Source organism: Paludisphaera soli, assembly GCF_011064595.1.
GTDB lineage: Bacteria > Planctomycetota > Planctomycetia > Isosphaerales > Isosphaeraceae > Paludisphaera > Paludisphaera soli.
In genome coordinates this window covers 38,719-64,899 of the sequence record NZ_JAALJI010000019.1, presented here as the reverse complement: position 1 = coordinate 64,899, position 26,181 = coordinate 38,719, and the positions used below count along the sequence as shown (strand labels likewise).

Here is a 26,181-nt window from a genome sequence, read left to right as displayed (position 1 = left end):
GGGGGCCGGGCCCATGCTCGACAACGTCATCTGGAGCGCGCTCGCGACGCGGCACGCCCACCTCGCCCGGGGCGACGACCGCGCGCGCCGATACCCCGCCGACATGGCGCCGTTCCTCGCCGTGGCCGACGAAGGGCCCGAGGCCGCCGCCGCTTTGCGCACGCTGGCGGAACCCGCCGAGACGCTGACCCTCGTCGGCGTCATCCCGCCGGCGCTCCCCGGCTGGATCGTCGAACGCCGGGCGCTGGTGTCGCAGATGGTGTTCGACGGGCCGGCCGTCGCGACGGAGGTCGACGGGCGCGTCGCGATCCTGGGCCCGGCCGACGTCCCCGCCATGCTGGACCTGATGGCCGAGATCTACCCCGGCTACTTCCGGCCCCGGACGATCGCCATGGGCCTGTACCTGGGCGTCTGCGAGGGGGGGCGGCTCATCGCGATGGCCGGGCAGCGGATGGCCCTGGACGGCCATCGCGAGATCAGCGGCGTCGCCACCCGGCCGGAGCATCGCGGCCGCGGCCACGCCGGGCGGCTCGTCTCCCGGCTCGTCGCCGCGATCCTCGGCGAGGACCTCACGCCTTTCCTACACGTCGACGCCGAAAACCACGCCGCGCGGTCCGCCTACGAGAAGGCGGGCTTCGTCCATCGCAAGGACCTACCGCTCGCCCGCGTCCGTCGCGACGGGGATGGTCATTGGTAACGATCGTACGTCGTAAATCACGAATCACAGCCAGCGCTCGGCGTCGCCTCATCAATTCACATGGAGACGCCTCTCTGCGACGGCGAGGAACTGATCGAATTGACTGTTGTTCCAACGTCCTATCAACGCCCGAGCCGTCGACAGGAAGCGGGGATCGCCCAGGAAGCGATCGTATTGGACCGCGTCGTCGAACAACTCCTCGAGGATTTCATCCGGCAAAGGTGCGACGCCGATCGCGGCGGCCAGCATATCGGTCAGGGCTTCGACGCTGCCAGGGAGGTCGGAATGGGCGAGGAGGTCGACGCAATAACCGGCGACCGACGCATCACCCTCGTGGATCGAATCCCGCATGAGTTCGGCGACCACCCGGACGCCACGAGGGCCGAGACCGCGCAGCATGCCCCCGCACGGCGGCGACTCCACCTCTTGATGCAGATCGGCGTAGAAGCGTATCGATTCCTCAAGAGCCTGACTCGAAGCCTCGTCCATCAGAACCAACCCTCCCATCGCTCGGTCGGAGGCCACGCCATCACTCCCCGCCGAGGTGGCCGAAGGCCAGCCGCATTCCCTGGAAGACGACGAGGGCCGAGGCCAGGCAGCCCACGAGGATGACGAAGCGGCCGAGGCCCGGGCGGCGGCGCTCGACGACCTCGCCGACGACGACCACGAAGGCGACGACCGAGAACTTGAAGACGGCCATCCCGGCGATGTCCCAGCGGGCGAAGACGAACTGGGCGATCGGGTTCGACTCGTAGAACTTCGGGTGCGCCCGCAGCAGGTGGTACGTGGTCATGAGGTCGGCCACGCTGAGCAGGACCAGGGCGACGATCTCGCCCTCCAGGAGGCTCCCGCGGCGCGCCGTCTCGTGGAAGAAGTCCCGCCAGGCGACACGGACCGTGCGTCGCGAAGGGGCCGGGGGCGGGACCGGAGGCGGAGGAGCCGGCGGGATCGGCTCCGCCAGTACGTAGGGCTCGGGCGCGCGGGCGGTCGTCAGCGGAGCCCCGCAGTGCGGGCAGCGTCCCGGCCGGCGCGTATCCGCCCCCGACGACTCCAGGCCGCACCAGGGGCAGGGGAGCCGGGCCGTTTTCGCGTCGTCCGTCGCCATGATCGCCCCCCTCGCCGTCACATCCGACCGGTGATCACACCATGCACGCGGCCGCGCCGTCCAGCGGAATCCACCGACGGTACTTGACGCGATATTAATTGACGCGTAAACTAATGACGTGTGAGACAGAGGCCGAGCGACGGGAGGTGGGCGATGACCGGCAGCGACCTGGGGCGGCGGATCGGCAAGCGGGAGCCGTTCGGCACGAAGGAGGAGGCGGCGATGCTGAACCTCGTGCGGACGGCGGACCGGGTGCAGTCGCACGCGGGCCGGCTGCTCCGCGAGCACGGCCTGACGCACGCCCAGTATAACGTGCTGCGGATCCTCCGGGGGCTCGGCGGGCCGACGCCGATCACCGAGATCGCCGGCCGGATGCTCACCGAGACCCCCGGCATCACCGGCCTGGTCGACCGCCTGGAGAAGCTGGAACTGGTCGAGCGTCGGCGTTGCGAGGAGGACCGTCGGGTGGTCTTCGTCGTCATCACGCCGAAGGCCGAGGCGATCCTGGCGGGGCTGGACGGCCCGCTCCGCGAGCTGCAGGGCCGCGTCTGCTCGGTCCTCTCGCCGGCCGAGCTGGACGCGCTCGACCGCCTGCTGGATAGGGTCCGGGAGCCGCTCGAAGGGCCGTAGCGGCGGAGCGTCCGCTTCGACCGTCGTTCCTTCGTGCACGGCATTTATGTAAGGATTTGCAGTCATGATCACGATTCGCAAAGCATCCGACCGCGGCTCCGCCGACTACGGCTGGCTCCAGACGGCGTACACGTTCTCGTTCAACACCTACCACGACCCCGAGCACATGGGCTTCCGGACGCTCCGCGTGATGAACGAGGACGTGGTCCAGGCCGGCGGCGGGTTCGGCGAGCACGGCCACCGCGACATGGAGATCGTCACCTACGTCCTGTCCGGGGCCCTCGGCCACCGCGACAGCATGGGCCACGCCTCGGTCCTCCGCGCCGGGGAACTCCAACGCATGACCGCCGGGAGGGGAGTCCGCCACAGCGAGATGAACGCGTCCGACGAGCCGGTGCACCTGTACCAGATCTGGCTGCTCCCCGAGCGGGCCGGCCTGGAGCCCGGCTACGAGCAGAAGGCGTTCCCCGAGGCCCCGCGCCAGGGCGCCTGGCAACTGGTCGCCTCGCCCGACGCCCGCGACGGCTCGCTGAAGATCCACCAGGACGCGTCGATCCACCTGGCGAGCCTCGACGCCGGCGACTCGCTGACGCGATCGATCGAGCCCGGCCGCCACGCCTGGCTCCAGGTCCTGCGGGGCTCGGTCGAGCTGAACGGCGTCCCCCTGGAGACCAGCGACGGCGCCGCCGTCAGCGAGGAGACGTCCCTGACCCTCCGCGCCGACGGGCCCGCCGAGGTCATGCTGTTCGACCTGAGCTGAGGCGACGGCCTGCTGATAATGCCTTCCCCCCTGGCGGGGGAAGGCAGACCGCAAAGCGGTCGGATGAGGGGGGGACGCTCGCGGGGAGTCGAGGGATTCGAAGCCCGGCCTGCATGGCCGACGGCCTCGGGGAGACTGCCCGGATCTGCGACAGTCTTCTCGCTCGTCCCCCCTCATCCGGCCCTCCGGGCCACCTTCCCCCGCAAGGGGGGAAGGAACAAATCCACAAGTGTTCCCCAAGTTTTATGAAGGAGGTTCCCATGGTTCCGGCGTGGCAGGGTCTGCTCAGCGTGGTGGGGCGCGTGGCGCTCGCGACGATCTTCCTGATGAGTGCGGTGGGGAACAAGATCCCGAACTACGGCGCGGTGACCGAGTACATGGCGGCGCACGGCGTGCCGGCCCCGAAGCTCCTGCTCGCCCCGGCGATCCTCTTCCTGGTCGCGGGGAGCGTCTCGGTGATCCTCGGCTACAAGACGCGCCTCGGCGCGCTGCTGCTGTTCCTGTTCCTGGTGCCCACGACGTATTACTTTCACAACTTCTGGGCCGTGAGCGGCGACGCGGCGCAGGCCGAGACGATCCAGTTCATGAAGAACCTGTCGATGGCCGGCGCGATGCTCTTCCTGGTCGCCAACGGCGGCGGGGCCTGGAGCCTCGACGCCCGCCGGCCCTTCGTTCGACCTGTCGCGCCCGAGGCCTGAACCTCGACCTCGACGCGGATTGCGGCCGGGCCCTGTGGCCCGGCCGATTTTTCGCGCCTCGGCTCATTTTCGGATCGGGATTTGCGTAAGTCTTGCGCATGACGGATGATCGCTTCCGTCCCGAGACGACGTCGCGTCCCGACCCCTGCGAGGCAAGCTCCCATGTTCTTCGGCGCCGATCCCCTCTATCTGCTCCTGGTCACGCCGGCCCTGCTGCTGGCCGGTTGGGCCCAGTCCCGGATCATGTCGGCGTACCGCGAAGGGTCGCGGTACCGCGCGTCCTCGGGGGTGACCGGCGCGCAGGCGGCGCAGGTGGTCATGCAAGAAGGGGGCGTGAGGGGGGTCGCGATCGAGCCGGTCGCCGGCCAGTTGACCGACCACTACGATCCGTCCCATAAGGTGCTGCGACTCTCGGCCGGGAACTACCAGGAAGATTCGCTCGCGGCGGTCGGCGTCGCGGCGCACGAGGCCGGGCACGCGATCCAGGACGCGACGCACTACCCGCTCCTGGTCGTCCGCAACTTGATGGTGCCGCTGGCGGGGCTGGGTTCGAACGCCTCGATGCTGCTCCTGATCGGCGGCATCGCGCTGCAGTGGCCGGCCCTGATGTACGTCGCGATCGCCTTGTTCTCGCTGGCGGTGCTGTTCCAGGTGGTGAACCTCCCGGTGGAGTTCAACGCCAGCCGCCGCGCGCGGGCGATGCTCCAGGAGTCGGGCCTGGTCTCGCCCGAGGAGGACGTGGTCGTCGGCAAGGTGCTGAACGCTGCGGCGATGACCTACGTCGCGGCGACCCTCACGGGCGTCGCCCAACTCGCCTACTTCATCCTCCGCTCGGGCGCGCTGAACCGCGGCGGCCGAGGCGGCGACGACCGCACGGCCTGATCGAGGAGAGGATCTTCCTGGACGGGCCCGCCGATCCTGTTACGATGCGTCGAGCATCGTCCCGAATCCGCCCCTCGCCGTCCTACCCGGGGAGCTGTGGCGCCATGCCCCATCCCGCCCTTCCGGCCGCGCGTCGAGGCTTCACGCTGATCGAAGTGCTGACGGTGGTCGCGATCGTCGGCCTGCTGATCGCGCTGCTGCTCCCCGCCGTGCAGGCGGCGCGCGAGTCGGCGCGGCGGGCGGTCTGCTCCAACAACCTGCGTCAGATGGGGCTCGCCCTGCACGCCTACTCGGGCTCCTGGGAAATCCTGCCGGCAGGGAAGGGGGGCCGGGGCCAGTCCCTCCACGCGGCCCTGCTCCCCCACCTGGAGCAGTCCGCGCTTTACGCCTCGATCAACTTCGAGACGCCACCTCCGTTCCTGTTCTACAACCTCACGGCCGGGCGGACGGCCGTCGCGGCCTTCCTCTGCCCCTCGGACCGGACGCCGCCCGACGGGAGGTGGACGAGCTACGCGGGCAACGCCGGCGACATCGCCCGCTATCGCCCGACGGGCCTGTTCGACTACGGGATCGACGGCGGATCGATCCCGCCCCGGCCGGCCGCGCACTTCGGGTTCCGAGACGCGACCGACGGCCTCAGCACCACGGCGGCGGTTTCGGAATGGCTCATCAACCCGAGGACGCTGGAAGATCCCGGCGACCCCGCCCGCGACATCTATCCGCTGTCGACGGGACCCGTCGCAAGGCCGGACGATCCGGAACAGTTCGCTCGGGCGTGCGCGGCCTCCCCTGCCGATGGCTTTATCGTCGACGGCTACACCAAGGGCGGGTGGTGGATCCTGGGGGCCCACATGGGCACCCTCTACGACCACGGGGCCGAGCCCAACTCCCGCAGCTGCTACGAGGCGGGTGCGGGCTGGGCCTTCATCGGCTCGTGCACGGCGGCCAGCCGACATCCCTCGGGGGTGAACGTCCTCCTCGCCGACGGGCATGTGAGCCTCGTCGGCCGAGGGGTGGACCGGGCCACCTGGCGGGCGATGGGCACGCGCGCCGGCGGCGAGATCGGCCCCGATCGGTAGACCCCGGACGGCCGACACTCAGCGGGCGAGGCGGCCTTTCAGCTCGTCGAGGATCTCGGCGGTCTTGGAGGCCCCGAAGCGGTCGCAGCCAAGCTCGACGACGGCGATGGCCTGGTCGAGCGTGCGGACGCCGCCGGCGGCCTTGAGCTTCACGCCCGGGGGGGACGACTTGCGCATGAGGATCAGGTCCTCGTGGGTCGCCCCGCCGGTGCCGTAGCCGGTCGAGGTCTTGACGTAATCGGCGCCGACATCGCCGCAGATGTGGCAGAGGCGGATCTTCTGCTCGTCGGTCAGGTAGCAGTTCTCGAAGATCACCTTCACCACCGCGTCGCGCTCGTGGGCGGTCTCGACGACGGCCCGGATGTCGACGGCCACGGCGGCCCACTGGCCGCCGAGGACCTGGCCGATGTTGACGACCATGTCCAGCTCGGTCGCCCCGTCGTCGATGGCCTGTTGGGATTCGAACACCTTGACGCTCGTGGCGTGGCCGCCGTGCGGGAAGCCGATCGTCGTCCCCACCTCCACCCCCGTCCCGCGCAGGATTCGAGCGGCCAGAGGGACGGCGAAGGGCTTGATGCAGACGCTGGCGACGCCGTACTCGGCGGCCACGCGGCAGCCGGCCTCCATCTCCTCCTCGGTCAGGGTGGGCTGGAGGAGCGAATGGTCGATCCGCTTGGCGATCAGGTCGTAGGTCAGTTCGAGGGCCATCGCGCGCGGGCTCCGGGAGGGGGGAGGTCTCGTGGGTGGTGGGTCGATCGGGCCGATTGTGGCCCGCGCAGCCCTGACTGGCAAGGGGAGCGTGCGACGAGGCGTCAGCGGATGGGGTGGGCGCTCGGCCCGTCGCCGGAGCGGGCGTTGGAGTCGAGGCCGATGATCCGGCTCTTGGGTCGGCTGCGGTCGACCATGACGGGGTTGGCCTCGGAGGTCTCGGCCCCGTTGCGGTTGCCCGCGTTGTCGACCGCCTCGACCCGGACGTGGAACTTGGGCGGGAAGTTGGGGGGGACGGTCCAGACGAACTGGCCGACCGCGTCCTGCGAGTCGACCACCGGCACCCACGACGCCCCCGCCTGCTCGGGGCGCCAGAGGATCGAGACGGGCTTGGGGGCCAGGTGCAGGTCCCCCGCCCGCCACGAGATCGCGACCTTGCCGGCGTGGACGCCGGAGCCGATCTGGACCGGGAAGAGCTGGACGCTGGGCGGCGTGGAATCGACCTCCACCCAGGTCTGGGGACGGTCGCCGGACGAGGGGGGCTGGTCACCCAGGCCCGAGCTGGAGCGGGCGACCAGGCTGATGCCGAAGGTTCCCTCGCCGCCGAGGTCGACGTCTATCGGGGAGGTGCGGTCGGGGTCCTCGCCGCGACGGATCCAGGTCCGGCCGCCGTCGCGGGTCATCCAAAGCTCGACGACCGCCGGGCCCCCGGGCCCCGCGTCGTCGACCGCGTACTGAAGCTTGAATCGCGGGTCGCCTACCAGCATCGTCCCGCCGCCCCCCTCGGGGCCGGGGCCCGCCCCGTCGGCGAGGCCGCCGCCGCCCATCGGGCTGGGGAAACCGCCGGCGCTCGAGGCCGGCTCGGGGTTCGGGAACGGATCCGGGAATCCGGGGGGGCGATTGGAGGCCCCCATCCCGGCCGAGTCCGTCGACCCGGCGAATTCCGAGGCCGCGGCCGGCGCGGGCGAGCCGGCGCCCCCGGATCGAGAGCCGGCGTCCCAGTCCGGGGCCGGCGGCGACGAGTTCACCAGGGCGTCCGACCCCGCGCGGGCCTGCCGGGCGATCGGCCGCTTGCCCTCGCTGCCCCAGGCCCCCGCGACGGGGCGGGAGGCCGGGGCCGGATCGTCCTCGACCGGCGTGAAGCTGGAGTCGGGCTCGATCGGCGAGCGGCTCCGGCGGAACGGCTCCACCGGCGGGGCCGAGGCCCCTTCGGGATCGATGGACGACATGTCCAGCGGGGCCGAGGCCCCCTCGGACAGCTCGATCTGCTGCTGCGCCACGTTCCCCGCCCGGTCCGCCACCGAGGCCCGCACCCGGATCGACTCCACCGTGTTCGCGTCCCAGGATTCCGTCCCCAGCGCGGTGGCGCGGCGGATCGGCACCCGCTTCCAGTCGCGGGCGCCGGCGACCTGATACTCCACGGCGAGCGACTTCAGGTCCAGGTTCTCGTCCTTGACCTCCCAACGCACCTTCGCCAGGCTCCCCTGGCGGCCGTTCGCCTCCAGGACCAGGCTCGGCGGCAGGGTGTCCACGATCACCTTCAGGCCCGGCCGGATCGTCTCGTCGGTCGCGGGGGAGAATTGGCCGCTGGTCGACATGGTCCGGACCGCGAACCAGTACTCGCCGTCGCGGCGGGCCCGGAACGTGAAGACCTTCTGGTCGGGCGTCGTCCGGCTCACGGAGTTCCAGTGGAACCCGGCGTCCTCCGAGGCCCAGAGCTGCAGCTCCTTGATCCGCGAGAGGTCCTGGCCCCCCAGGTCGAACGGGATCCGGAACGAGCGCTCCTTGTGGTAGATCGGCGCGACCTGATCGTCGCCGGGGGCGGCCGAGGCGGGAGGCCAGGGCGCGAGGAGGCCGAGCGTCAGGGCCCATGCCCGGATCGCACCCGCCTTCCATCCGTCCTGGGTCGCCTTGTTCGCCACAGTCTCGATCTCCCGGCCGCGTGTCCAGCCGTCGCCGCGCGTCCCTTCGTCCTTGGTCCGGACGCACGGCCTACGGCGGTCTTATCGACCCCTTGCGTCGGCCCGCTTGAAACGATTCGTCCGTCCCGGCCGATTGCAACGGTCGCCATCTCCCGAGCGAGAGCGACATGGGAGGGCTAGGGGGTCTGGCGAAGGAAATCGCCGATTGGGCGGCGAGGTCGGAGCCTGGGGTCGCGAGGTTGCCGCCCATTCGACAGGGGTTGTACAATCGCGGCCATCCCTCGTCGAACGCTCATCCGATCCCCACCACAGGACGCGCCCCATGCCCTCGGCCCCTCTTCCGCGGACGCGGTCCGCCCTCCCGCGATCATCCCGGCTCCTCGGGGCGATCGCCCTGGTCGGGCTCTCGCTCGGTTCCTCCGCCCGCGGCGAGCTGCCGAAGGTGCCCGACGGCTTCAAGATCCGCCTGGTCGCGGCGGTTCCGGCGGTGTCTTACCCGTGCCAGCTCGCCACGGCGCCCGACGGTTCGCTGTTCGTCGGCGAGGACCCGATGGACCAGATCGGCCCGGCCGACAAGCCCATCGACCGCGTCCTGCTGTTCCGGCCGGGGCAGGAGCCGACGGTCTTCGCCGAGGGGCTCAACGCCGTTTTCGGCATGCTCTGGCGCGACGGCGCGCTGTACGTCATGAACATGCCCAACCTGACCGTCCTCCGCGACACCGACGGCGACGGCAAGGCCGACGAGCGGAAAGAGCTGTTCACCGACATGGGGGTCGGCCCCGGCTTCCCGAACATGCTGAACGACCACATCGTCTCGGGCATCCAGATCGGCATGGACGGCTGCCTCTACATCTCGGTGGGGGACAAGGGGGTCCCGAAGGCCACCGGGCCCGACGGCCGGACGATTCAGCTCAAGGGGGGCGGCGTGGTCCGCTGCCGGCCCGACGGGACCGGGCTGGAAGTCCTCTCCTCCGGCACGCGCAACCACCTGGAGCCGAACCTCGACGCCCGCGACCACCTCTTCACCTACGACAACACCGACGACGGCCTGGGCTGGTGGACGCGGGTCGAGCATCACGTCGACGGCGGCTATTTCGGCTACCCCTTCGACTACCACGACCGCAAGGACAGGATCCTCCCCCACATGGCCGAGTACGGCGGCGGCTCCCCGTGCGGCGGCGTCGTCTACGAGGAAGACGCCTGGCCCGAGGAGTTCCGGGGCCGGGCCTTCTGGGCCGAGTGGGGCAAGCGCTCCGTGCGGGCCTTCCGGTTCAAGCCCAAGGGGGCGAGCTTCGAGGTCGCCGACGTGATCGACTTCGTCCAGCCCGGCGAGGTCGAGGACTTCCGGCCGATCGACCTGGCCCTCTCCCACGACGGCGAGACGATGTACGTCGCCGACTGGTCGATGGGGGGCTGGGGCGAGAAGAAGGACAAACTCGGCCGCGTCTACGCCGTGACCTACGCCGGCGAGGGCGCGGACCGGGCCCCGGCCCGCCGGCCCCGGGGCTCCGACGCCGACCCGACGCCCGCGCTGATCGCCCAGCTCGACCACCCTGCGCGGGCCGAACGGCTCCGCGCCCAGCACGCGCTGATCGCTCGGGGCGAAGCGGCCCTGGCCGACGTGACGGCCGCGCTGGCGAAGCCCGAGACCCCCGAGGTCGCCCGCCGGCACTTGACCTGGGCCGTCGCCGGGATCGCCCCCCGCTCGCCGCTCGGGATCGAGCCCCTGATCGCCGCCCTGGACGACTCCTCGGCCGACGTCCGCGCCCAGGCCGCCCGCGCGATCGGGCTGGATTACGGGCCGATCGCGACCGACGCGCTCGTCGCCAGGCTGAACGACCCCGAGCCCTCGGTGAGGCTCCAGGCCATCGTCGCCCTGGGGCGGGTCGGCGCGCCCGAGGCCGTCGCGGCGATCACGCCGATCGTCGCCGACCCCGACCCCTACCTCGCTTTCTCCGCCCGCAAGGCCCTGGCCCGGATCGGCGACTGGGACAGGGTGGGGCAGGGGCTCGCGTCGCCCGATTCCAAGGTTCGTGATGGGCTGCTGCTGGCCCTCGAAGGGGTCTATCGCAAGGAGGCGGTGAAGGTGCTGGCCGACTTCGCGGCCGGCGGCGGGGAGGCGTCCGAACGGGCCCTGGCCGTGCGCCGGCTGGCCTCGTCGGCCCGCGAGACGCCCCCGTGGGACGGCAAGTGGTGGGGGACCCAGCCCGCGAAGGGGAAGGCCCCGGCGAGGACCGTCGACTGGGAGGAGACGCCCTTCGTGCTGGACGCGATCCGGGCCCGGATCGGCGACCCCGCGCCGGCCGTCCGGGCCGCAGCCGCCGACGCCGCGGCCGAGGTGAAGGACGAGTCCGCGAAGGACCTCGTCCGTGCCCGGTTCCCGGACGAGGCCGACCCCGACGCCCGCGCCGCCTTCGCCCGCGCCCTCGGCGTCCTGGGCGACGCCGAGGCGCTCCCCGCGCTGGCCTCGGTCGTTCGCGACCCGGACGGCCCCCAGGCGGTCCGCGACGCCGCCCTGCAGGCGGTGGAGGCGATCGGCGGCGACCGCGCGACCGATGTGCTGCTGGGGGTGCTGGACGACCCCTCGCTGGGCGACGACCGCCGCAAGGGGGTGGTCGCGGCACTCGGCCGCTTCCAGGCCGGCTCGGCGGTCTCGGCCCTGGTCAAGACCCTCGACAACCCCGCGCCGGCCGTCCGCGAGGCGGCCGTCGACGCCTTGGCCTCGGTGCTGGGGGATCGGAAGGGCGAGGCGCCCGACTCGGCCCTCGCCGCCATCCGGGGACGGCTCGACGACCCGGCCCTGGAGGTCCGCAAGCGGGCCGTCGAGGCGCTCGGGACGCTCGCCGACCCGGCGTCGGTCCCCGCCCTGATCGCCGCAGCCGACCGCGAGGACGTGCGGTACGAGGCGGTCGAGGCCCTGGCCGCCAACCCTGTCTTCGAGGCGATGCCGGTCTACCTCGGCGCGCTGGGCGACAGGAGCCCCGCGCTCCGCAAGCGGGCGGCCGCCGCGCTCGCCCGGCTCAAGGATCAGGCCGTCCCCCGGCTCGACCAACTGGCGGCGCGTCGCGAACTGCCGGCCGCCGCCGTGGCCGACCTCCGCGAGGCGTTCACCGTGACCGCGCCGATCCTCGCCTGGCAGGTCGTCGGCCCCTTCGAGAAGGAGGCCCCGCCGCCGTTCCCGCTCGACGGATCGATCGACCCCAAGGCGGAGCTGGACGGACTCGACGGCCGTAAGGTCTCGTGGAAGGCCGTCCAGCCGCGCGACCGTCGCGGCCGGGTCAACCTGGAACGGATCGTCGGCGGCGGGGACCGCTCGGCCTTCGCCGTCGCCGAGGTCGAGAGCCCGACCGACCGCGTCGCCTCGTTCGCCGTGGGCTCGGACGACACCCTGACCGTCTGGGTGGACGGCGAACAGGTCTACGACTTCCCCAAGAACCGGGGCTACTCGCCCGAGGCCGACCGCTTCGAGGTCAAGCTGAAGCGGGGGGCCAACAGGATCGTCGTACGCTGCGGCAACGACGGCGGCCCCTGGGACTTCTCGGTGGCCGTCGCGGGCGCGGCCGACTACGCCTTCCTGAAGGAGCCGGCGGCCGGCGGCTTCGACCCCGAGGCCTACCGCGCCCGGGCGGTCATGGGGGGCGGCGACCCGGCGAAGGGCAAGGCGATCTTCGAGGACCTGAAGGGCCTGGCGTGCATCAAGTGCCACGCCGTCGCCCCCGGCGGGTCGACGGTCGGGCCGGAGCTGTCGAGCGTCGGGGCCAAGTACCCGAGGGACGAACTGATCACGGCCGTGCTGCAGCCCTCGGCGAAGATCTCCAGCGGGTATGAGCCGGTGGTCCTGGCCCTCGACGACGGCCGGGTCGTCTCGGGCGTCCTCAAGTCCGACACCGCCGACGCCGTGGAGATCCAGGACTCCGACGCCAAGCTCGTGCGGATCGAGGCCGACCGCATCGAGGACCGCAAGCGCGGCGACGTCTCGATCATGCCCCCCGGACTGGCCGAGGGCATCGCCCCCACCGACTTCGCCGACCTCATCGCGTACCTGGAATCGCTTAAGAACCCCAGCCCGGCCCCCAAGCCCGGCGGCTGAGGGGCCGACCCCATCAATTCGAAGGACGGGCGTACCGACGCCTTCCCCCCTGGCGGGGGAAGGCAGACCCCGCAGGGGTCGGTTGAGGGGGGGACGCTCGCGGGGAGTCGGGGGATTTCGAAGCTCGGCCCGTACGGCCGACGGCCTCGGAAGGCCCTGTTGAAACACCGAGAGTCGTCCTGCCCGCCCCCCCCTTCATCCCGCCCTGCGGGCCACCTTCCCCCGCCAGGGTGGAAGGGAGTCATCAACCATCCGAATGCGGCGCTTGCGCGAGACGGCACCCGGTTTCCCGCTTCCTGGACTGGGTCGCCCCGCGCGTCTGGCCGACGCCCGCCGTCCTGCTTCCTGAGGCGGGCCCAGGCTTACCAGGTTTCCCGGACCCTCGCGAAGCCACCCCCCGCCGGGCCTCTCGCGGGCAGCGCGTGGGATTCGGCGCCGCGGTTGCTTTAGGGATGTCCATCACTTCGAGCCCGGCAGCTAGGTCGGCCTCGCGTCGAGCCCAGGACATTCCGCCACTCTCGGCGGTTCTGCAATTTCACGAGGCCCGCGCCACGCGCGGGTCAGGAGGGAGACCCATGCGCGGAACGATCCGGCCCCTGGTCGTCGGGACCACGATCCTCGCCCTCAGCGGCTGCGCCGGCTCGCGCTGCCTGCATCGCCCGTGCGAGCCCGAGTGCGCGGTCTCGTTCGACAACCCCTCGCCGTTCGCCCGGACTTCCAAGGTCCAGCGCGAGCCGCTGCTCGACCGTCTGGGAGTCGACCGACTCTGGAACCGCGACGAGACCGCGCGTGACATCACAGTCCGTCCCGAGGAGACGCCGATCCCGGGCGAGCGCGTCGCCCGCCGCACGACGGTCCGCGGCGTGCTCGACCTCCCCCCGGTCGCGGCCGAGGACCCGCGCGTGGACTGAGCCGCCGTCACGGCTTCGGAGCGATCGAGAAGACGCGGGCCGGGAAGCCCGAGCCCCCGCGCGGCCTGGGGAAGGCCGCCACGACGATCGCGCCCGCCTCGGGCAACTGATCCAGGTTCGTGAGGGCCTCGATCTGATACCGATCCCGGCCCAGGACGTACCGCTCCAGGCCGTAGTCGCCCCGACTCGTGGCCGATCCCGGGTCGGTGTCCAGGGTCTCGTGGCCTATGGCGGTGGCCCCGCGAGTCTCCAGGATGTGACGCAAAGCCTCGCGCCCCCAGCCGGGCGTGTGCGAGACGCCTCGCGCGTCCGGGTTGCGCATCATTTCCGGGTCTGGCCAGCGCTTCGACCAATCGGTCCGCAGTGCGACGAACGCGCCGTCGGGGATCGGGCCGCGCCGACGTTCCCAGGCGAGCACGTCGTCCAGGGTCGCCGTGTAGTCCGCGTCGCGGGCGACCGCCTCGTGCACGTCGATCACGACGAGCGGCAGGACCATCTCGCGGACGTCGATCTGGTCCACCGTCCGCAGGCCCTTGACGAAGTGGGCGGGCGGGTCGACGTGGGTCCCCCACTGGCCGACCAGGCTGTAGCGGTGCATCAGCAGGCCGGAGCCCATGCTGCCCCGCGCCGGTTCGTGATCGTAGAGCGTCTCGACCGCCTCGTCGGGCGCGCCCGACCAGTGCGGCACGCCGGGCTCGAACGCGTGCGTCAGGTCGACGAACCGCCCCTCCTGGAGCTTCGCCAGGATCTCCCAGAGCGGCGGCCTGGCGGGCTCCCGGTCGCCTCCGCCGATCGGCAGGGCGGCCGTCCCGATCAGGACGACCGCCGCCGAAGCCCCCGCGCCGAACCATCGTCGCCGCGTCATGTCTCTGCTCCTCGATGGACCGCCCCTCCTCGACCCAATCCCGCCCGGCCATCCTAACCCACCCGAGGGGCGGAAGGGCCGGCGACGCGAATCGCCGCGCCGATGCGCGCCGCCGATTGCTTATAATGCGACGATCGGTCCGGGGAGGCCCCGGCTGGGTGAGGCGACGGGAGATCCTTCATGCGGATCGACGGGCGGATCGGCTCCTGGCTGCTGGTGGCCTTGCTCACGGCCGTGCTCACGGCGACCACGACCACGCAGGCGCTCCGGCGGTATCACGACCTGCAACTGGGGTGGTCGTGGGACCTGGCCTATTACAACCAGTGGTACTGGGCGCTGACGAAGGGGGACGGGGTCCTCTCCGTGCAACCGATCGCGGCCTACGCGATCGAGGGCCCGTCGGTCTGGAAGTCGAACTACCTGGCGCCGGTGCGATTCCTGATCGCGCCTCTGTACGCGGCGTTCCCGGACCCTCGCACGCTGTTGGTCGTCCAGAACGTGATCTTCTGGTGGCTGATCCCGGCGGCCTTCACGCTCGCCCGGTCGGAGTCGGGCTCGACCCGAGCGGCGCTGGCGGCGACGGCCCTGGTGCCGATGGCGCCGCTGATCTGGCCGCTCGCCTGGAACGACTTCCGGGAGCTGTCGATGGGGATCCCGTTCGTGCTCTGGGCCTACCAGGGCGTGCGGAGTCGGCGGGCCGGGCTGGCGGCGGCGGGGGTGGCGGGGATGCTCGCCTGCCGGCAGGAGTTCGCGATCATCGTCGCCAGCCTGGCGTTCCTGCCCGCCCGCGAGGACGAGGACGTCGGCCGCAAGGCCCTCTGGCGGCTCGTCCTGTTCGACGTCGGCCTGGGTTGGATGCTCTTCGCGTTCTTCGGCTACCTGTTCCTGGTGGTCAGCAGCCGCGGGCCCGAGGCGTACGTCGACCAGTTCCTGGGCGGCAAGCCGACCCTCGTCGAGACGCTCGGGACGATGTTCTGGGTGGTGCGCGACGGCCTGGGCCCCTGGCTCTGGCTGGCCCTGCTTTCGCCCGCCGCGGCGCTTTTGGCGGCGCCCTGGCTCTGGAGCCTATGCAACGGCCAGTGGGCGATGCGGATGCTGGCGGAGCCTTCGTGGCACCACGTCCGCTACGCTGTGCCGACGGTCGCGACCATGCTGGCCGCCGGGCTGATCGGCTTTTCCCGGCTGGCGGCCCGGCTGGAAGGCCGGCGCGGCGGGCCTGCGATCCTGGCGCTGGTCTGGCTGGCGGCGGCGGGGTCGTCGGCGTTCGGCCTGCGGGAGACGCTGCGGCGGATGGAGGCGATCCCGCCGCCGGTCGCCGCCGCCGACGTGGAGCCCTACTGGGCCTGGGCCCGCCAGGTCGAGCCGGACGACGCGGTGCTGGCCTCGTACGAGTTCACGGCCCCGCTCTCGTCGCGCAAGGCCCTGTACAGCCACGTGCTGACGATCAACGAGCCCAAGGGGTACCCCCAGCTCGGCCCGGAGTTCCGCTGGATCTTCTGGAAGGTCCCCGGCCGCGACCCGGCGGTCACGTTCACCCCGCAGGGGTTCGCCGTGGTCCACCGGGGGCCGTCGCTGGTCGTTTTGAGGCGAGCGGAGACGCCGTAGTCGAAGGGCGGGCGCGTCATTACAATGGGCCCCATGAACGCCATCGTCGTCGCCTGCAACAGCGTGCATCTTGGATTCCTCGGGGCCTACGGGAACGCGTGGATCGAGACGCCCAACCTCGACCGCCTGGCCGCGCAGGGGGTCGTCTTCGACCACCACTTCCCGGAGAACCTGACCACGCTCCCCACCCGGAGGAGCTGGTGGACGGGCCGATACGGCCTGACCGACCCCGACCTCGGCTGGACCCCCCTACGCCCGGACGAGCGGATCCTCCCCGACCTCCTCAGCCCTCAAGGCGTGCGGACGGCCCTGATCTCCGACGTGCCGTTCCTGCGCGAGACCGGCATGGGCTACGGCCGCGGGTTCGACGACGTGATCTGGATCCGGGGCCAGGGCTACGACCCCTACATCCCCGCCGACGACCCCCGCGCCCGGGGCGTCCGCCTGGAGGACGAGCCCGGCCTGCGCCTGCCGCCCGAGGACGAGGACGACCCCGAATCGGCCGAGCGCTGGCGGACCCGCTGGGAGCAGTTCCTCCGCAACCGCAAGGCCCTGCGGACCGACCGGGAGGAGAACACCGGCGCGGCCCGCACCGTCAAGGCGGCGATCGACTGGCTCGACCGCCGGAAGGACGACCCCGAGCCGTTCCTGCTCTGGCTCGACTTGTTCAGCCCCCACGGGCCCTGGGACCTCCCCGACCCGTATCGCGACCAGTACGCCACCATCGAGCCCGACGAGTTCGAGTCCGACGACGAGGGGGACCTCGTGGACGACTCCGACGAGGACGAGCCCGAGATCGACGTCGAGGACGTCCCCGTGCTGATCGACGTCCCCGCCGGCGCCGTGGGCGACGTGATCGGCGAGGCCGAGCTGTACCGCCTCCGCCGCACCTACGCCGGGGCCGTCACCCTGGTCGACCGCTGGCTCGGCGAGCTGTTCGACGCGCTCGAACGCCTGGGCCGCGACGAGGACACGCTCCTGATCTTCACGAGCGACCAGGGGGAGCCCCTGGGCGAGCACGGCTACGTCCGCCGGTTCCGCCCCTGGCTCTATGAGGAGCTGGTCCACACCCCGCTGATCGTGAGGATGCCCGGGGCGAAGCACGGCGGCATGCGCCACCAGGCGATCGTCCAGACCGTCGACCTGCTGCCGACGCTCCTGGGCTTCTTCGGCGTCCAGCCCCCCGACGACGCGCCGCCGATCCACGGCCGCGACCTCCTGCCGCTCATCCGGGGCGAGCAGACCAAGATCCGCGACTACGCCGTGATGGGCATGGACGTGGAGGAGTACGCCATCCGCACCCACGTCTGGCACATGATTCTCCCCCTGGTCGACGACCCCGAGGAGCCGCGACGCCCCGAACTGTACCGCAAGCCCGAGGACCGCTGGGACCAGAACAACGTCATCGAGCAGCACGGCGAGGCCGCCGAGCACCTGGAACTCGCCCTCCGACGGTTCGTCGAGGCCGTCCCGCGCGAAGGGCTCGACGAACTCCCACCCATCCGCGACGTCGCCCGCCGCGGCTGACCCGGGACGGCGGCCGGCCGCCCCCTGGACGCCGCGCCGGTGGTGGCGTACGATCGTCTCCTGGACTCTGGCTCGGGTCGACCAGGGGACGATCGAAGCGGAGTGCCACGTCCGTGAGCCAGCCGAGCAACGAGCCGATCGAGGGAGGGGAGCGGAGGCCGACGACGCGGCCCGATCCCCTCGGGGGCGTCCCCGACCCCCGGCCGGCTCCGTGGTGGGCGTGGGGGCTGCTGGGCTTCCTGTTCCTCGCGAACGTCCTGGCCTCGGTCGACCGCTGGCTCTTCACCGCGCTGATCCGGCCGCTGGGCCTCGAGCTGGACCTCTGGGAGGACCAGGCCGACTGGCTGGAGACCCTGCCGCTGATCGCCGCGGCGCTGGCGGCCCCGGCGCTGGGCTTCTTCGGCGACCGCATGCGGCGCCCCCGGCTGCTGGCCCTGGGGATCGCCGTCTTCGGGCTGGCGAGCGTCGGCACCGGCCTGGCGTCGTCGTTCGGGACGCTCCAGCGGGCGAGGGCCCTGGTGGGGGTCGGCACGGCGACCTTCGGCGTCGTCGCCCTGACGATGCTGATGGACCTCTTCCCCCGGACGGCCCGCGCGCGGGTGCTGGCGGTCTACTTCCTGGCCGGGCCCGTCGGCGCGGCGACGGCCCTGGGCCTGGGCCCGGCGCTGGCCGACGTCACGACCTGGCAGACCGCGTTCCTGTTCGCCGGCGCCCCGGCCCTCGTCCTGGCGATGGCGAGCTTGACCTTGCCCGACCCGGTGCGGGGCGTGAGCGAGGGGGTCGCGATCCCCCGCCTGCGACGGCACGAGGCGGAGGGGGCGAGCGGCGAGGACTACGTGGATCTGATGGTCAACTCGTCGTTCACGTACGCCGTCTTCGGCCTGACGTTCACCGGGTTCGCGATCGGCGGGCTGGAGGCCTGGCTGCCGACGTTCCTGGTGGGGGTGCGGAAACTCTCCGAACCGCAGGCGGCGATCGTGGCCGCGACCCTCCCGCCGGCGGCGGCGGCCGTGGGCCTGCTGGCCGGCGGCTGGCTGGCCGACCGCTGGGCGAGGACCGACCCCCGGGCCTACTTCCTGGTCCCGGCGGCGGCGGCGTTCCTGGCGGCTCCGCTCTGGCTGGTGATGGCCCTGGGACCGGCCCGGCCCTGGCAGTTCGGCGTCCTGTTCGCGGTGGTCGCGCTGCTGGCGGCCAACCTGGGCCCCTGCCACGCGATCCTGGCGTCGGTCGCCGCGCCGAACATGCGAGGGGTCGCGTTCGGGTCCGCCCTGACGGTCTCGCACCTGCTGGGGGACGCCTGGGGGCCCCGGCTGATGGCCTGGGCCGCCGAGGTCTTCGGCCAGGCCGACGCGATGGCCACGCCGTTCGGCCGGGCCCTGGCCGCGCTGGGGGCCGTCCCCCGGGCCGTCGGCGGCCGACCTCCCGAGAACCTGGCCGCCGCGATGCTGGTCGCGGCGCCGACGCTGCTGGCCGCATTCGTCGTCCTGCTCTGCGGGGCCCGCCACCTGCCGGGCGAATCGGCCCTGATGCTCGCCAACCTCCGCGCCGCGGCCCCGAGGCCGGTCAAGACCGCCCCGCCCGTCGAGGCCCCGCCGGCGCCCTGATCCGGCCGCCCTCCACCCTCCAACCGTCAACCCGAAACGTTTGTTCACTCGATCAATCGGAGAATCCTCGAAGATGTCCACTCCCCTCCGCGTCGCGATCACCGGGGCCGGCGGCCAGATCGGATACGCCCTTCTGTTCCGCATCGCCTCGGGCGCCCTGTTCGGCCCCGACCGCCCGGTCGCCCTCCAGCTCCTGGAAATCACCCCGGCGCTGCCGTCGCTGAACGGGACGATCATGGAGCTGGAGGATTGCGCCTTCCCGCTGTTGACCGAGGTCAAGGCCTCGGACAAGGCCGAGGTCGCCTTCGCCGACGCCGACTGGGTGATCCTCGTCGGCGGCCTGCCGCGCAAGGACGGGATGACGCGGGCCGACCTGATCCGCGCCAACGGGCCGATCTTCACCGGGATGGGCAAAGCGGTCAACGACGTGGCCGGGCCCAACGTCCGGGTGGTGACCGTCGCCAACCCGTGCAACACCAACGCCCTGATCGCCCGGTCGCACGCCCCGAAGGTCGGCGCCGACCGCTGGTTCGCGATGACCATGCTCGACCAGAACCGGGCCACCGCGCAGATCGCCAAGAAGGCCGGCGTGCCGGTCTCCTCGGTCAAGAAGGTCACGATCTGGGGCAACCACAGCGACACCCAGTACCCGGACTACAAGAACGCCGAGATCGCCGGCGTGCCCGCCCCGAAGGTGATCCGCGAGGACTCCTGGTTCACCGAGAACTTCATCCCCACCGTCGCCAAGCGCGGGGCCGCCGTCATCAAGGCCCGCGGCGCCTCGTCGGCCGCCTCGGCCGCCAACGCCGCCATCGACACGGTCGCCAACCTCTACCACCCGACCCCGGCCGACGAGTGGTTCAGCACCGCCGTCGTCTCCGACGGCAGCTACGGCATCCCCTCGGGCCTGATCTACAGCTTCCCGCTCACCTCCAAGGGCGAAGGCTCCTGGTCCATCGTCCCCGGCGTGCCGATCGACGACGACGCCCGCAAGCGCCTCGACGCCTCCGCCCAGGAGCTGATCGCCGAGCGCGACGCCGTCAAGGACCTCCTCGGCCCGGCCGCCTGATCGACGTCGAGAACGAACCCAAAATTGGGTTCGTCTGCGAACGAAGCCAATCGCCGTTTTCGGGGTTAAGTCCTGCTCAACCAAGGCTTTACACCGCTCCGCGATTGGCTTCGTTCGCGCGTTTTTCCTTTCGTCGCCACATCGGCATCCGCACCTGCGCCGCAGTGCCAAGAAACATCGGGACGCAGCATCCCGTACCTGGATCATGCGCACGAACGGGCCGGAGCGAGCGCGATTCCGGCGCGATCGGCGCTCGGCCGAACGCTCAGCGGATCGGCCGGGCGAAGACCTGGACGGCGAAGAGGTCCCGCGTGGAGGGATCGGCCGGGATCGGGTCGAGGCTCACGCCCACGCCCAGCTCGGTGAACGCGGGGTCCAGGATGTTATCGCGGTGGTCGGGCGAGTTCATCCAGGCGGCGACGACACCCTCGGCCAGCGTCGGGTCGGCGGCGACGGGAAGGGCGCGGAACAGGTTCTCGCCCACCGAGGCGGCGGCCTCGCCGACGGTCGCCACGCGGTCATAGGGCGTGACGCCGTCCACGACGTGCTCGACGATCCCCCGCGACGCGAGGTCGTCGGCGTGGACCTCCGCCGCGAACGCCAGGCGGTCGCTCCAGGCCAGCGGGGCCGCCCCGACGGCGGCCCGCTCGGCGTTCGTCAGCTCCACAATCCGCCGCGCGAGCGAGTCCGGAGTGGCGTTGAGGACGGGTGCCGGGGCCGGGATCGGTATCGGGGCCGCGATCGCCACGGCCGGCGAGGCGGCCGGCATCCGGCTCGCGGGCCGTCGGGGTGACGACCTGGACTGGGCGGCGATCGCGGATTTCGACCGGGCCGGGGTCGTGACGGCCCGGGGCTGCGGCCGGGCCGTCGACCGGGTCGGACGGCGGGCCGGCGGCCTCGCCGCCTCGGCGTCGATCGTCGCGAATGTCAGCAGCGCGCAAGCGAACGCGAGCACCTGCGAGAGGGCTTTCATGGGGCGGACTCGACGGATTGGATCGATGAGGATGACGACGCGCCGGGGATCGTCCCCCGGCCCGAAAGACGGGCCCGGCGGGCTGGGTCACGGCCTCGCCGGATCGCGTCGCAATCCTACATGATCAAAAGCGAACTTCCCACGATCCCGTCGCGAAGTCGCGATTTATCAACGTCACGAGCGAACGCGTCGCCCGAGGGCCGACGCCCTGCGCCGCGCGACGACCCCGAGGGCCCCCGCGCCGACGGCGAGCAAGGCGAGGCTCGCGGGCTCGGGCACGGTGGCAATGGTGGTGCTCGCCGTGAAAGTCCCCTCGTCGGAGACCCGGGAGAACTCCAGCGAGCCGAGGCTGGTCGCATACGTCACGCCCGGACCGGCCGAGGCGATAAGGCCGAGCGTCGGGCCGACGGCCGACTTGAGGTCATAGCCCGCCAAGGACTCGTCGAAGAAAACCAGGATGCCGAAGGACGCTCCCCCACGATCGCCCAGAGGCCCCTGGACCGTCCTCATGTCGACGAAGTGGAGATTGGAGAGCGTCAGGTCCCCGACGCCCGCGATCGAGGCGGTGAGCGTGAGGCCGTCGACGAGGTATTGCTGGCTTGTGAACGGCCCCCGCACGTCGTCGGTGTCCGCGGTGGTCCTGAGGGTGAACGCGGCGTCGGTGAACGCGACGCCCCCCACATGGCCGGACGCGACCGTCTCCAGGGTGAAGGTGATGGGCTCGGCCTGGACGTCCGCGGCTCCCAGGAAGACCAGGGTCGCCAGCAGGGCTGAATGAGTTCGCACGTTGAGCATCCTCGATGTTCTCCACAAAACCTGTCGTATCCGGATGAGGTGGGCGGCGGCCGCGAGCGTCCTCGCATCGAGCGAGCCGCGCGCCAGGGTCGACGCCCCCGGTGAGAGACGACCTGACGCGGCCGACGTCACGCCGGCCTTGGAGATTTAGCGAGGCGAATCCGCCCACGTCGTCACCGAGGCGGGGCGATTGGCGTCTCCCTGGTGGACGGCGGTGAGGGAGGAGCCGTCCGGTGAGAAGTCGAGATGGACGACCTCGGCGGGGGGGCCGGCGAGCGGCAGGAGGGGCCGGAGCGAGGCGGCGTCGAGGAGGGTGGTCACGCCCGTCTGGTCGCCGACGGCCAGGGTGGATCCGTCCGGGGAGACGGCCAGGGCGGTCGGCCCCTCGGCCGTGGCGACGAGCGAGGCCGTCCGGCCGGCCTGGTTCAGGTCCCAGGCGAGGAGAGCCCGGTCGTGGCGGAAGGCGGCGACGACGCGGCGGCCGTCGGGCGTGACGACGATCGAATCGGCCCGGATCATCGGCGCACCCGGATGGTCGACCATGACGCCCGTCGAGGGATCCCAGACCCTCAGATGTCCGTCGCAGACCAGGGCGATCCGATCGCCGGCCGGGAGGAAACGGGGGGCGAAGCAGGAAGCATCGCCGACCCAGGCGAGCGGTCGGGGACGATCGACGTCCCAGACGCCGACCACCCCGGTGCCGTTGGAGGCGACCAGGCGGCGGCCGTCCGGAGAGAAGCTCATTCCGACGTGCGCCGGGGAGCCGCGAGGCGGGGAGAAGCCGGGGGGGAGATCGAGTCCGATCGCCGGCGCTTCGGACGCGAGCGGGAGGATTTCGAGGCGGTGGCCACCCACCACCTCGCGATACACGGCCACCCTCGCCCCGTCGGGGGAGGCCTCGCCGCGCATCCAGCCGCCGCCGCCATACGCCCGCTCCAGGACCGCACGCCCCGCGTCTCGCTCCCGGATCTCGGCGCGGGCGGGGCCGTCCGGGGCGCTGCCGAAGATCGCCAGGCCGAGCCGGGTCGTCGTCGCCGAGACGATCCGGCCGTTCGTGCCGGGGAGCGGCCTCGTCTCGCGCTCGCGCGGCTCGTCGACGTCCCAGAGGTCAACGAACCCGTCGTCGCCCGAGGACGCCAGGGTGCGGCCGTCCGGCGAGTAGGCGAGGCTCCAGGCGCGACGCCGGCCGGACCGGAGCGATCGGATCGAGAGGAGGGAATCGGCCTCATGGATCGCGATGCTCCCGTCGCCCCCCGCCGTGGCGAGGAGGCCGCCGGCCGGCGCGAACGCGAGTGCCTCCTGCCTGATGGTCGGGTCGACCAGATATCCCCTGGCGACGGCCTTCGGGCCGGTGGAAGCGAGGCGGACGCGGCCCGAGCTGTCGCAGCAGGCGACCTGGCTCCCGTCCGGGCTGAACGCCACGCTGTTGACGATAGAAGGGACGTCCAGCGAGAGGTGGTCGATCGAAAACCCCCCGCCCGTCGCGCCGAGCCTCACGATCCTCAGGTGCGGGGCCTCGCAGGCGATCGCCAGGAGGGCGCCGTCGGGCGAGAGGGCCATGCCGTTGATCCGCGTGTTCTGCGAGGGCAGCACGCGTTCCACGGCGGCGTCGGCCGCGTTCCGGACCACGACGCGGCCGCGTGCGTCGCCCGAGATCAGGCTCTTGCCGTCGGGGGTGAAGAGGACCGAGACGACCTCGACGCCGACGCGGGAGTGGACGCGCGAGGGCTTCGAGTCGTCGAGGGCGTCCCAGAGCCGGACCGTGCCGTCGTTCCCGCATGAGGCGAGGGTTCGGCCGTCGGGCGAGAAGGCGACCCAGTCGACGTCCCCCGCGTGGCCCCGGAAGACGCGCAGGGGGGAGCCGGTCGCGGCGTCCCAGAGGCGGACCGTGGCGTCCGCGCCGGCGGTGGCGAGGGTGCGGCCGTCGGGGGCGTACTCAACGTGGTAGACGTCGCCCACATGGCCCTCCAGGCGTCGCGGCCGGGCCTCGCAGGCCCGCCAGAGGAGGCGCCAGGCGAAGTCGCGGTCGTCGTCGGCCCCCGGTGCGGGGACGTGGTGCACAAGCCGGTCGACGGCCGTGGCCAGGTCGTTGCGGTAGACGTGCTGGCCCGCCTGGGCCACGTCGACGATGTAGGCGGCCCGGCGTTCGACGCGGGCCAGGTCGCGGTTCCGGGACGCGAGGACGCCGACCGCCGCCGCGGCGACGGCCGTCAGGGCGAGGCCGAAGACGAGCGCGGCCGTCGCCGACCGGTGGCGACGAACCCAGCGTTCGGCGCGCTTCCAGGGGCTGGGGCGGCGGGCGAGGATCGGACGGCCGTCGAGGAACCGGCGGAGGTCCTCGGCCAGCGCGCCGGCGGTCGGGTAGCGGCGATCGGGCTCGCGGGCCATGGCCCGGAGGATGATCGTCTCCAGGTCGCGGGGGATGGATCGGTCGCGGGAGCGCGGGGGCCGGGGCCCGTCCGAGTCCAGGCCGGCGAGAAGCGCGTCCCGCCCCTCGCCCTCTCGGGCCGGCCGGAGGGTCAACAGCTCGTAGAGCGTGGCCCCCAGCGAGTAGACGTCGGCCCGCCCGTCGACCCGCGAGGGATCGCCGGAGGACTGCTCGGGGCTCATGTAGCGAAGCGTCCCCAGCAGGTCGCCGGTGAGGGTCAGGCCCGGTTCGGACTCCATGCGGGCCAGGCCGAAATCGGTCACCCAGAGGACCCCCTCGACGTCCACCATCAGGTTCGCCGGCTTGACGTCGCGATGGACGACGCCATGGCGATGGGCGTGCTCCAGGGCGTCGGCCGCCTTCACGCCGAGGTCCGCGACCCATCGGTGGTGCGCCGAGCCTCGACTCCGGAGGATCGGTCCCGCGTCAACCGGGGGGGCGGGGGCCTCGGCCGATCTCGCCGGATCGCCGCTCGCCGCGGCGTCGGCGGCCGGGTGCGCGCGCATCTCGCTGATGAGGTCGGCCAGCGAGCGGCCCTCGATGAACTGCATCGCGTAGTAGTGGACGCCCTGGTCGCAGCCGACGGAGAAGACGGGGACGATGTGGGTGTGGTGGAGCTTGGCGGCCGCCTGGGCCTCGATCCGGAACCGGGCCAGCCGGAGCGGGTCGAGCGCCGAGGCCAGCGGCAGGACCTTCACGGCCACCCTGCGGTTCAGGCTGACCTGGCGGGCCTCGAAGACGACTCCCATGCCCCCCCGGCCGACCCGCCGGAGCAGGACGAAGTCCCCCAGACGGGTGCCGTCGGGGGCGTCGTCGTCGGCGGGGCCCCTGGCGAGGGCCGGGCCGGTGAGGTCCAGGACGGCGACGCAGGCCCGGAACCGCTCGGCGATCTCGGGGTGGAGCGTGGCGATCAACTCGGCGTCGGACGGCCGCCCGGCCTCCACGTTGCGGAGGTATTCATCGAGCAGTCGGCCCAGCTCCGACTCCCAGGCCGGGCCCGACGCGCCGGCCGGGTCCTCCCGGCGGTCCGTCGCGGCCTCGGCCCGCTCGCCGCCGTCGCGCCCGGCGGGGCTCAAGCGCGGCCTCCCAGCTCGCCGCCGAGGCGTTCCAGGGCCCGCGCCCAGAGCATGCGGACGGCCCCAGGCGAGCGTCGCATCCTCGGGGCGATGTCCTCGAACGGCAGGTGGTGGAGCGTGCGCAGGAGGTAGACCCGCCGATAGTCCTCCGGCAGGCGCTCGACCGCCTCGGCCAGGAGCAGGGCGCGCTCGCGGCGGGCGGCGGCCTCGCTGGGCGAGGGCCCTCTCGACGCCAGCGCGCGGTGGACCGTCGTCCCCGGGCGGTCGAGCAGGGCGTCGAGCGAGGCCGGGCGCCCCCCCCGCGTCGCGCGACGGCGGTCGCGACGGACCTGATCGGTCAGGAGGTTGACCAGGATGCGCCGGAGCCAGGCCTGGAGCTCGGCCTCGTCGGCCCCCCGGAAGCTCGCGAAATCGCGGCCGGCCCGGAGGAACGCCTCCTGGACGAGGTCGGAGGGGTCGAGCCGGAGACCCCACGCGGGGCCGACGAGCCTCGCGACCGCCGCCCGCAGCCGGCGGCGATGCCCCTCCAGGAGCTTCCCGAGCGCCGACGCGTCGCCCCGCCTCGCCTCTTCGATCATCGCTCGCCCCCCATCCCAGCCCGTCGCGGCCCGGTCCGCGATCCTCCCTCCATCATGACGACGGCCGGCGGCGGTCCTCACGCGAAATCCGGCGGGCCGGCGGGAATCGCCCCGACCTGCGCGTCGGTTTGAACATGTGGACGTGAACTTGATACAATCCGACGACCATTCGAGGGTCG

At 72.3% G+C, this 26,181-nt stretch carries 21 protein-coding genes; 12 read left to right on the top strand and 9 right to left on the bottom strand.

The window, feature by feature from the left end; genetic code table 11:
- Positions 1-13: 13 nt before the first annotated feature.
- Positions 14-697, top strand: coding sequence for a GNAT family N-acetyltransferase (locus tag G6O68_RS21330; RefSeq protein ID WP_165250675.1), 684 nt, complete (start codon positions 14-16; stop codon positions 695-697).
- A 51-nt stretch (positions 698-748) separates the two neighbouring features.
- On the opposite strand, the gene G6O68_RS21325 is transcribed toward G6O68_RS21330, so the two are convergent.
- Positions 749-1,222 (bottom strand): hypothetical protein, encoded by a 474-nt coding sequence (locus G6O68_RS21325; protein ID WP_165250674.1) that lies wholly within the window; start codon positions 1,220-1,222, stop codon positions 749-751.
- 4 nt (positions 1,223-1,226) lie between these two features.
- Entirely contained in the window at positions 1,227-1,802 is a 576-nt protein-coding gene (locus tag G6O68_RS21320; protein WP_165250673.1) for a DUF5658 family protein, read from the bottom strand.
- Positions 1,803-1,955: 153 nt separating this feature from the next.
- Between G6O68_RS21320 and G6O68_RS21315 the strand changes: the two genes are divergently transcribed.
- From G6O68_RS21315 to G6O68_RS21295, 5 genes are all read left to right on the top strand, one after another.
- The gene (locus G6O68_RS21315) at positions 1,956-2,432 is read left to right on the top strand and encodes a MarR family winged helix-turn-helix transcriptional regulator (RefSeq protein WP_165250672.1); all 477 of its coding nucleotides are present in this window, start codon (positions 1,956-1,958) and stop codon (positions 2,430-2,432) included.
- 64 nt (positions 2,433-2,496) lie between these two features.
- The gene (locus tag G6O68_RS21310; protein WP_165250671.1) at positions 2,497-3,192 is read left to right on the top strand and encodes a pirin family protein; all 696 of its coding nucleotides are present in this window, start codon (positions 2,497-2,499) and stop codon (positions 3,190-3,192) included.
- Between the two features lie 260 nt (positions 3,193-3,452).
- Positions 3,453-3,890 carry a DoxX family protein gene (locus G6O68_RS21305; protein ID WP_206108171.1) on the top strand — a complete coding sequence of 146 codons (438 nt, stop codon included), beginning with the start codon at positions 3,453-3,455 and terminating at the stop codon, positions 3,888-3,890.
- Positions 3,891-4,052: 162 nt separating this feature from the next.
- Entirely contained in the window at positions 4,053-4,772 is a 720-nt protein-coding gene (locus G6O68_RS21300; RefSeq protein WP_165250669.1) for a zinc metallopeptidase, read from the top strand.
- Positions 4,773-4,876: 104 nt separating this feature from the next.
- Positions 4,877-5,851, top strand: coding sequence for a DUF1559 family PulG-like putative transporter (locus tag G6O68_RS21295; RefSeq protein ID WP_165250743.1), 975 nt, complete (start codon positions 4,877-4,879; stop codon positions 5,849-5,851).
- Positions 5,852-5,869: 18 nt separating this feature from the next.
- On the opposite strand, the gene deoC is transcribed toward G6O68_RS21295, so the two are convergent.
- Both deoC and G6O68_RS21285 read right to left on the bottom strand, forming a co-directional pair.
- On the bottom strand, positions 5,870-6,559 hold the full coding sequence (gene deoC, locus G6O68_RS21290; RefSeq protein WP_165250668.1) for a deoxyribose-phosphate aldolase: 690 nt from the start codon (positions 6,557-6,559) through the stop codon (positions 5,870-5,872).
- Between the two features lie 104 nt (positions 6,560-6,663).
- Entirely contained in the window at positions 6,664-8,481 is a 1,818-nt protein-coding gene (locus G6O68_RS21285; RefSeq protein ID WP_165250667.1) for a hypothetical protein, read from the bottom strand.
- A 322-nt stretch (positions 8,482-8,803) separates the two neighbouring features.
- On the opposite strand from G6O68_RS21285, the gene G6O68_RS21280 reads away from it, so the two are divergent.
- Together G6O68_RS21280 and G6O68_RS21275 are read left to right on the top strand one after the other, a co-directional pair.
- Entirely contained in the window at positions 8,804-12,571 is a 3,768-nt protein-coding gene (locus G6O68_RS21280; protein WP_240911424.1) for a PVC-type heme-binding CxxCH protein, read from the top strand.
- Between the two features lie 575 nt (positions 12,572-13,146).
- Positions 13,147-13,482 (top strand): hypothetical protein, encoded by a 336-nt coding sequence (locus G6O68_RS21275; RefSeq protein WP_165250666.1) that lies wholly within the window; start codon positions 13,147-13,149, stop codon positions 13,480-13,482.
- A 7-nt stretch (positions 13,483-13,489) separates the two neighbouring features.
- On the opposite strand, the gene G6O68_RS21270 is transcribed toward G6O68_RS21275, so the two are convergent.
- Positions 13,490-14,347: a cyclase family protein gene (locus G6O68_RS21270; protein WP_165250665.1), complete on the bottom strand. Its 858-nt coding sequence runs from the start codon at positions 14,345-14,347 to the stop codon at positions 13,490-13,492.
- Between the two features lie 180 nt (positions 14,348-14,527).
- On the opposite strand from G6O68_RS21270, the gene G6O68_RS21265 reads away from it, so the two are divergent.
- The 4 genes from G6O68_RS21265 (at position 14,528) to G6O68_RS21250 (ending at position 20,152) form a co-directional block, all read left to right on the top strand.
- Positions 14,528-15,952 carry a DUF2079 domain-containing protein gene (locus tag G6O68_RS21265; protein WP_165250664.1) on the top strand — a complete coding sequence of 475 codons (1,425 nt, stop codon included), beginning with the start codon at positions 14,528-14,530 and terminating at the stop codon, positions 15,950-15,952.
- Positions 15,953-15,985: 33 nt separating this feature from the next.
- Positions 15,986-17,479, top strand: a complete 1,494-nt coding sequence (locus G6O68_RS21260) for a sulfatase (protein WP_165250663.1) — start codon at positions 15,986-15,988, stop codon at positions 17,477-17,479.
- Positions 17,480-17,592: 113 nt separating this feature from the next.
- Positions 17,593-19,083: an MFS transporter gene (locus G6O68_RS21255; RefSeq protein WP_165250662.1), complete on the top strand. Its 1,491-nt coding sequence runs from the start codon at positions 17,593-17,595 to the stop codon at positions 19,081-19,083.
- A 73-nt stretch (positions 19,084-19,156) separates the two neighbouring features.
- Positions 19,157-20,152 carry a malate dehydrogenase gene (locus tag G6O68_RS21250; RefSeq protein WP_165250661.1) on the top strand — a complete coding sequence of 332 codons (996 nt, stop codon included), beginning with the start codon at positions 19,157-19,159 and terminating at the stop codon, positions 20,150-20,152.
- A 265-nt stretch (positions 20,153-20,417) separates the two neighbouring features.
- Here the strand turns inward: G6O68_RS21250 and G6O68_RS21245 are convergent, their stop codons facing one another.
- The 4 genes from G6O68_RS21245 to G6O68_RS21230 all read right to left on the bottom strand — a co-directional run bounded on the left by G6O68_RS21245 (position 20,418) and on the right by G6O68_RS21230 (position 26,002).
- Positions 20,418-21,125, bottom strand: coding sequence for a CAP domain-containing protein (locus G6O68_RS21245; protein WP_165250660.1), 708 nt, complete (start codon positions 21,123-21,125; stop codon positions 20,418-20,420).
- A gap of 174 nt (positions 21,126-21,299) precedes the next feature.
- A complete protein-coding gene (locus G6O68_RS21240; RefSeq protein ID WP_165250659.1) occupies positions 21,300-21,911 on the bottom strand; it encodes a PEP-CTERM sorting domain-containing protein in 612 nt (203 codons plus the stop codon).
- A 156-nt stretch (positions 21,912-22,067) separates the two neighbouring features.
- A complete protein-coding gene (locus G6O68_RS21235; protein ID WP_165250658.1) occupies positions 22,068-25,424 on the bottom strand; it encodes a WD40 repeat domain-containing serine/threonine-protein kinase in 3,357 nt (1,118 codons plus the stop codon).
- Positions 25,421-26,002: a sigma-70 family RNA polymerase sigma factor gene (locus G6O68_RS21230; protein ID WP_165250657.1), complete on the bottom strand. Its 582-nt coding sequence runs from the start codon at positions 26,000-26,002 to the stop codon at positions 25,421-25,423. Before G6O68_RS21230 ends, G6O68_RS21235 begins: the two co-directional genes overlap by 4 nt.
- Positions 26,003-26,181 lie beyond the last annotated feature (179 nt).